Below are 7,325 nucleotides of genomic sequence, written 5' to 3'. Positions count from 1 at the left end.
GCGGTCTCGATTAAATCAAGAATAGCGTCCATCACGCCGTGTATATTTTTTAAAACCTCATGCTGATAAACCAATCAAGTACCGTATCTCAATGTATTTATTCAGGACGAGCCACATCCACCACCCTAATCCCCGACCCTTCTCCCTCAAGTGAGAAGGGAGCCATCGTGAATTTCCCGTTGGCAGCACTGCCTGCCTTCGCCTGCCTTAATCAGTAAACCTGTTGTTATATAGAAAAATTTCCGCTAAATTCTGGTCTGTATATTTATTTAAGGAGAGATAAAAATGAAAAGAATGATAGCACTTGTCCTGCTTTGCGTATTGAGTACCTCATTGCTCAGCGCCTGCAATACCGTAAAAGGCTTTGGTAAAGATGTGTCACAGGGTGGTCGCGATATTCAACGTGCTGCCAGCTAATCATACAGAAGACAGGGAGACGCTATCATGAAAAACGTAACACGCCTGTTTTGCGCCTTATTACTGGTCTTTGCTCTCCCTGTTTTTGCGGGTGACGATGCCTCAATAGACGTGCCCCAGCAGCAGGATGATCAGGAAATATGTCAGCAGCAGTTTGTGACGCAGTGTGTTGCAAAATGCGATGCCACGGTTGATTCGGATTGTCAGTCTGAGTGTCAGGAACAGGCAAAAAATCAATGTCGCCAGGCTGGTGAATAACACCGGCTTACGGAAATAATTTTAAAAGGAATTGAAATGAGAACCTGTATGCTCGCTTCGTTAATGGCGGCCTCGCTATCCGTCGTTGCTGCAACTGATCACCCGCGGATGGAAACGATCGTCAAAGCCCCGCCCCACGCAAGAAATGTCAGCGTCAAAACCTACTCCAGTATGGATAATATGCTGACCACGCCAATATCGGGCGAACGGACAATCGATTATCCAACTCAAATTGTGCGTCTTCAGGGTGAGGTCGGTGAGTCAGGCCTTAACTGCGATCAGGTTCACCGGCGTATAGAAAATTTTTTTACCGGCAGACTGAATCACAGACAGTTCTATTACGTTACCATGACCTGGTGCGCCTATGATTTAGAAACCGGTCGTGCCATGCGATATGGTATAGACAGTTACTTTGATCCACTGACCGATCAGGCCGTTGCATTCTGGGAGCAGTGGCTGGCCGAAAATAATGGTGTTTCTCTGATGGGCGTTCCTTTCCATGTGGAGGCGGCCGAAGGCATGGCGATGTCCCTGAATCTGGATGCAGGCCTTGTGGAAGCGAATGACGACAGTGTGCTGACCCGGTTCCGACACGAAAATGCCAGTCATTACTTTGCCAGCCATTATGACATGGTTAACACTCTGGCTCAGGATGTAAAGCAATCCTTTTTCTCCAATGATCCTGACAGGATTCTGCCCTTTCTGCATCAATGGCTGCTGATTGACAATGAGGCCTTTTATCGCCAGGTTCTCCGGTCATCCAACTACGTAAGCCTGCAGCCTGAGCGCCTCTTTTTGATGAGCAAGGCCCCAAGGGTTTATACCTCGCCCCTGCGTATGTATTATGCGCATCACTGCGATAAATATAAAAACGGACGCTGCCTGTAATACAGGCAGCTACAGAGCCAGTCTGCGTGAATCCTCGCGCCAGACAGCTGTCGGAATCAGCAGGCTGGTCATGGTATTCGCACACCAGCGACTGGCCGAAATCACAGCGGCTGGATCCTGATGTGTGCGCAGGGCCCACTCCGCTTTTTCAAGTAACAGGCTCGCTATGAAGGTTTGCGTCATGTTGAATGCCAGACGTCTTGCTGCCAGCTGCTGCTCTTCTTCGTTCATTGATGTCATGGCTTTCAGGTAATCTTTCAGTTTCTCAAGAGCCGACTGTGCCGTTTCTCTGGACAGGAGCAGCTCGCTGGCCTGAATGTTTTGCAGCCGCTGGTGAATATCGTGTAAAAACGGCTCGGCTGCGTTTTCCCTGTTCATGGCACGCAACGCGTCCAGACTGAGAATATTGGTTGTGCCTTCCCAGATGGATAAAACCTGAACATCACGCAGCAGACGGGGCAGCCCTGTGTCTTCAACGTAACCGGCACCGCCGAAGGCTTCCAGGGCCTCGCTGACTGTGGCAATGGCCTGACGGGCGGTGTACAGCTTTGCCAGAGGGGTTAACAGGCGCAGTATCTGGCAGTCGGCCTCACTGGCTACGCCTGTTTCCTGTCTGCCCAGCAGCTCCACCGCATGAAACACCAGGTGAAAGGCACCCTCAAATTCCAGCTGCATGGCGGCCAGCGTTTCCAGATGCAGACCGTGCTCCGACAGCAGCCGGCCAAAGGCACGGCGTTTGCCGGCATAATCACGGGCAAGGGCAATGGCGCGACGCATATAGCCAACGGCGCAGCAGGCATTATAGATGCGGGTGATATTAAAGAGCGATGAGATTTTTTTTACCCCATCGCCAGGGCCACCGACCAGCGTAGCCACTGCGCCATCCAGCGTGAGTTCGGCTGTGGGCAGGGCATGGGTACCGAGTTTGTCTTTCAGGCGGTTAATCCGAATTCCGTTTAACTGGCCATCCGGATTGCGCAGTTCCAGATAAAACAGACTCAGGCCCCGGCTTCCTTCCGGCGCGCCTTCAATCCGGGCCAGGGTCATGGCCATCTGCGATGTGGTGGCAGACGTAAACCATTTTGTGCCATACAGTCTGAACTGCTGACCATATGCCCTGGCAATGGTTGAGGTTCCACTGACGTCTGAACCCCCGGTTCGTTCGGTCATCCATTGGCCAGAGGTCCAGAACTGTTCTGGATCGGAGGAAGTAAGATGTGAGAACGCGCGTTGTTTCAGTGCCTCATCACCATAAAGCTCCACAGCCCGTGCCGCGCCGTCGGTCATGGCGAGTGGGCAGGTATAAATGGCTGATGACGGATGAAAAAGATACAGCTTGGCAAACTGATAAATGCGAGAGCAGGCAGCGTATCGACGTTCATAGCCAATGGCAATCAGTTTTTCTTCAGCCGCGATCCGGTCCAGCTCCTGCCATGCCCGCGACACCTCAATGTGGTCGATGCGTCTGCCCCAGGGATCATAGGGGACATGACGCGGCGGCTCGGCTTCGGCTTCAAGGCCAAGGCGGTAAATATCTGAGGCGGCCCGCTCACCCATGCGTTGCAGATCAGGCCGAATCTCGTTCAGCATGCCTGACGGCAGCTTCCACTCCAGCCACAGGCGTAGTACCCGGTCATCGTCGTATTGATTGCTCAGACTGGGTGGCGTTTGAAAGAAATCAGTCATTTGGCAGGCTCCCTTGCATAACTCTTACATATGCTATTCTTTAATTATAACCATCTTAATGGCGTAACACATTATGATCCGCATCAGAGCGCATGATTCCCGAGGTCACTCACTCAGCCATTGGCTGGACAGCCAGCATACATTTTCCTTCGGTGAGTATCATGATCCGGCGCACATGGGTTTTTCCTGCCTGCGGGTAATTAATGAAGACATAGTTCAGCCGGGAATGGGGTTTGGTACGCACGCGCATAACAACATGGAAATCATTTCCTATGTAATTGACGGTTCGCTGGAGCATAAAGACAGCATGGGTACCGGGTCGATTATTCGGCCGGGCGAAATCCAGCGTATGTCGGCCGGCACGGGTGTCCGCCACAGCGAATATAACCACTCCAGCACTGAAAACGTGCATTTTCTCCAGATTTGGATTATCCCTGAGCAGATGGGCATTCCTCCCGGTTATCAGCAGGAGGTCATTGTCCGGGAAGAAAACAAATGGATTCTGGCCGCTTCCAATAAACAGTTGCCTGGTGTGATTACCATTCACCAGAATGTGCAAATATACGTGGCATATCTCCAGGCCGGGAAACGCCTGGACTATGCCTTCAGCGATTCACGCTGTGGCTGGCTGCAAATGGTAAAAGGGCAGGCGCTTCTTAATGGTCATCTGCTGTCAGCCGGCGATGGCGCGGCCATGGTTGATGAACCAATGGAATTACTGGCGCAGACAGACACGGAATGTCTCTTGTTTGACTTACCAAAGCCCGTATGACGTATTTCCCTGTGTATTCAAAGAAATAATTATGTCATCCTGAGTGCCGGTTCTGAATTATTCGGAGTAATCTCCCTTGTCAGCCTTACAAAGCGATTTGCCTGTGTTAAGCGATCGCAAACGTATTTTATCCATCTTAGCCGCGTCTTCAGGGAATCTGGTTGAATGGTTTGATTTTTATGTCTATTCCTTTTGTGCCTTATATTTTGCACCGGCTTTTTTCCCCAGTGACAATCCTACTACACAGTTGTTAAATGCCGCCGGCGTGTTTGCTGCAGGGTTTCTGGTACGACCGGTCGGGGGATGGTTTTTTGGCCGTCTGGCCGATCGGCGCGGGCGTAAGTTATCGATGATCATTTCGGTGATGATCATGTGTTCTGGTTCATTATTAATCGCTTTTTTACCAACCTACGCCAGCATTGGTATAGCTGCACCCGCGTTGCTGCTGTTCGCCCGTTTGCTGCAGGGGCTGTCGGTAGGAGGAGAATATGGTACAACCGCGACGTATATGAGTGAGGTGGCCCTGGAGGGACGACGTGGTTTTTTTGCTTCTTTTCAGTACGTGACTCTGATTGGCGGGCAACTGCTTGCAGTGCTGGTACTGGTTGTGCTGCAGCAATTTCTCAGCAAAGAGGAGCTTTATCTCTGGGGCTGGCGTATTCCTTTTGTGCTCGGTGCCTGCGCTGCCCTGGTGGCCTTACTGTTGCGCCGAACCCTGAACGAAACCACCACCGAAGCTTCACGAAAAAATCGGGAGTCAGGCAGTCTGCGCGCCTTGATGAAACACCGGCGGGCCTTTTTAACGGTGTTCAGCTTTACTGCCGGCGGTTCCCTTGTTTTTTATACCTACACAACCTATATGCAAAAATATCTGGTCAATACGGCCGGAATGGATGCCGGAACAGCCAGTCTGGTCATGACCGCTGCGCTGTTTGTTTATATGCTGATGCAGCCATTGTTCGGAGCAGTGTCAGACAGAATCGGTCGCCGTGCCATGATGATAGCCTTTGCCGCACTGGCCAGTCTTGGCACGGTGCCTGTATTGCACGCTCTGGCAGGGGTTCGCGATCCCTATGCTGCATTTGCGCTCGTAACGGCATCTCTGACTGTGGTCAGTCTGTATACGCCCATCAGCGGTCTGATCAAGGCACAGCTGTTCCCTGCCGAAGTCAGGGCGCTGGCAGTGGGTCTGTCTTATGCTCTGGGTAATGCTCTTTTTGGTGGAAGCGCGGAATATGTCGCTCTGAAACTAAAATCCCTGGCTATGGAATCAGGATTTTACTGGTACGTGACGGCTATGTGTGTGCTGGTTCTGCTGGTCTCGATAACGATGCCTGATCCGGATAAAGAAGGGTATTTATGAAACCATGAAACCGAGCGCCGAATGATTTAACAATATACACAAAGCCGTAGGTTGGGCCTTGGCCCAACAATGGATGTGGCGGGAGATTCTTTGTTGGGCCAAGGCCCAACCTACGGCTATGTGTGTGCTGGTTCTGCTGGTCTAGATAACGATGCCTGATCCAGATAAAGAAGGGTATTTATGAAACCATGAAACCGAGCGCTGAATGATTTAACAATGTACACAAAGTAGTAGGTTGGGCCTTGGCCCAACAATGGATGTGGCGGGAGATTCTTTGTTGGGCCAAGGCCCAACCTACGGCTATGTGTGTGCTGGTTCTGCTGGTCTAGATAACGATGCCTGATCCAGATAAAGAAGGGTATTTATGAAACCACGAAACCGAGCGCCGAATGATTTAACAATGTACACAAAGCAGTAGGTTGGGCCTTGGCCCAACAATGGATGTGGCGGAATATTCTTTGTTGGGCCAAGGCCCAACCTACGGCTATGTGTGTGCTGGTTCTGCTGGTCTCGATAACGATGCCTGATCCGGATAAAGAAGGGTATTTATGAAACCACGAAACCGAGCGCCGAATGATTTAACAATATACACACATCCATTGTTGGGCCAAGGCCCAACCTACGTTAGAAACGCAATCATTCGGGCTTAAGTAAAGTGTAAATATGAATCACAAAGGAGCAATGGCATGCCATTTTTATCAGATCCCTGGTTTAACGCGCAATTCGAGCGCACCATCGGTCATAGCAGTATGGGCGGTGCGGATTTAGGGGAGTGTCTTTCCCTGGCCGCGCAATTACAGACAGTAGACTTTAATGCCTGGTACGATACCTGGTTCGCGCTGGGAAACAGGCTCACCGCCGAAGCGGATGTTTATGCACAGGGTGGACAGCATGTCAGCGCCTCTGCAGCTTACCTGCGGGCTTCAAATTATCTGCGCAGCAGTTTTTTCTTTCTCGATGAAAACCCGCGCGATCCCCGCATTGAATCGGCATACGATCAAAGTTGCGCTGCCTTCCAAAAGGCCATGGCAAACAGCGACTACGTATACAGACCCCTGTCGATTCCCTTTGAGCAGAGTAAGCTGCCGGGCTACCTGTTTTTGCCTGACAACAGCCAACAGCCCTGGCCATTGATTTTGGATACCGGAGGCGGCGACGCGACGAAAGAGGAGTTGTTTTTTACGTCAGTAGTGGGAGCCTTGCAGCGAGGCTTTGCCTGTCTGATTCTGGATGGCCCGGGCCAGGGAGCGATGTTGCGTAAAGAGGGCATCCCTTTTCGTCCGGACTGGGAAGTGGTTATCCGCGCTGTCATCGACGAGGTCTGCACTTTGGGGGTGATTGATCCCGAACGCATCGTATTGTATGGATCCAGCTTCGGCGGTTATCTGGCACCACGTGCGGCAACGGCTGAGCACCGCCTGGCTGCCTGCATCGCCAACCCCGGTGTGCTGAATGCCATTGGAGGCCAGATTGCCAGACTTCCCCTGCCTGTTCAGCAGGCGCTGTCTGAGGGAGATGATGAAAAGGTTAACACTTTTTTTGCTGAGACTGGGCGAAGCGATCGCATGAAAGGCTTTATGTTTGAATCACGGAAAGTCCGTTTCGGTGTTGACAGCATTGCTGATTTATTTAAAAAGACCCAGGAATACGAGATTGAACAACGCGTGAAATCAATTCGATGCCCGATGCTGGTCCTGGATAATGAATTGGAGCATATTACGCAGGGCCAGGCACGAAAGCTGTTCGATGCCCTGGAAACAGACATCAGGCATTATCATCTGTTTAAAGCACGCGATGGGCACGGGGGGCATTGCCAGCCTTTGAGTCATTGCCACAACAATGAATTGATATTTGCCTGGCTGGACTCGTTGTAAGCTGTCAGCCTGGCTGGTCAAAAAAAGCGAATAGCGTGATACTATGGCGACACACTTTGCAGGATGT

The 7,325-nt window shown here is 51.3% G+C and carries 7 protein-coding genes; 6 read left to right on the top strand and 1 reads right to left on the bottom strand.

The annotated features are described in order from the left end of the window. Positions 1–285: 285 nt before the first annotated feature. From ACQUTA_RS12025 to ACQUTA_RS12015, 3 genes are read left to right on the top strand one after another with little or no spacing between them, the layout of a single operon-like run. Complete coding sequence (locus tag ACQUTA_RS12025; RefSeq protein WP_444988501.1) at positions 286–417, top strand: entericidin A/B family lipoprotein; 132 nt, start codon at positions 286–288, stop codon at positions 415–417. 27 nt (positions 418–444) lie between these two features. Further along, entirely contained in the window at positions 445–675 is a 231-nt protein-coding gene (locus ACQUTA_RS12020; RefSeq protein WP_444988500.1) for a hypothetical protein, read from the top strand. A 48-nt stretch (positions 676–723) separates the two neighbouring features. Next, on the top strand, positions 724–1,563 hold the full coding sequence (locus tag ACQUTA_RS12015; RefSeq protein ID WP_444988499.1) for an Lpg0189 family type II secretion system effector: 840 nt from the start codon (positions 724–726) through the stop codon (positions 1,561–1,563). A gap of 9 nt (positions 1,564–1,572) precedes the next feature. Here the strand turns inward: ACQUTA_RS12015 and ACQUTA_RS12010 are convergent, their stop codons facing one another. Further along, a complete protein-coding gene (locus ACQUTA_RS12010) occupies positions 1,573–3,249 on the bottom strand; it encodes an acyl-CoA dehydrogenase family protein (protein WP_444988498.1) in 1,677 nt (558 codons plus the stop codon). A gap of 73 nt (positions 3,250–3,322) precedes the next feature. Here ACQUTA_RS12010 and ACQUTA_RS12005 point away from each other — a divergent pair, with 73 nt between their 5' ends. The 3 genes from ACQUTA_RS12005 (at position 3,323) to ACQUTA_RS11995 (ending at position 7,258) form a co-directional block, all read left to right on the top strand. Beyond that, entirely contained in the window at positions 3,323–4,021 is a 699-nt protein-coding gene (locus ACQUTA_RS12005) for a pirin family protein (protein ID WP_444988497.1), read from the top strand. A 76-nt stretch (positions 4,022–4,097) separates the two neighbouring features. Continuing rightward, positions 4,098–5,384, top strand: coding sequence for an MFS family transporter (locus ACQUTA_RS12000; protein ID WP_444988496.1), 1,287 nt, complete (start codon positions 4,098–4,100; stop codon positions 5,382–5,384). Positions 5,385–6,070: 686 nt separating this feature from the next. After that, positions 6,071–7,258, top strand: coding sequence for an alpha/beta hydrolase family protein (locus ACQUTA_RS11995; protein ID WP_444988495.1), 1,188 nt, complete (start codon positions 6,071–6,073; stop codon positions 7,256–7,258). The last annotated feature ends 67 nt before the right edge of the window (positions 7,259–7,325 follow it).

It is taken from the genome of Legionella navarrensis, from assembly GCF_052527415.1.
The sequence above is the reverse complement of the archived record's forward strand: the minus strand, read 5'-3'. Positions and strand labels throughout refer to the sequence as shown.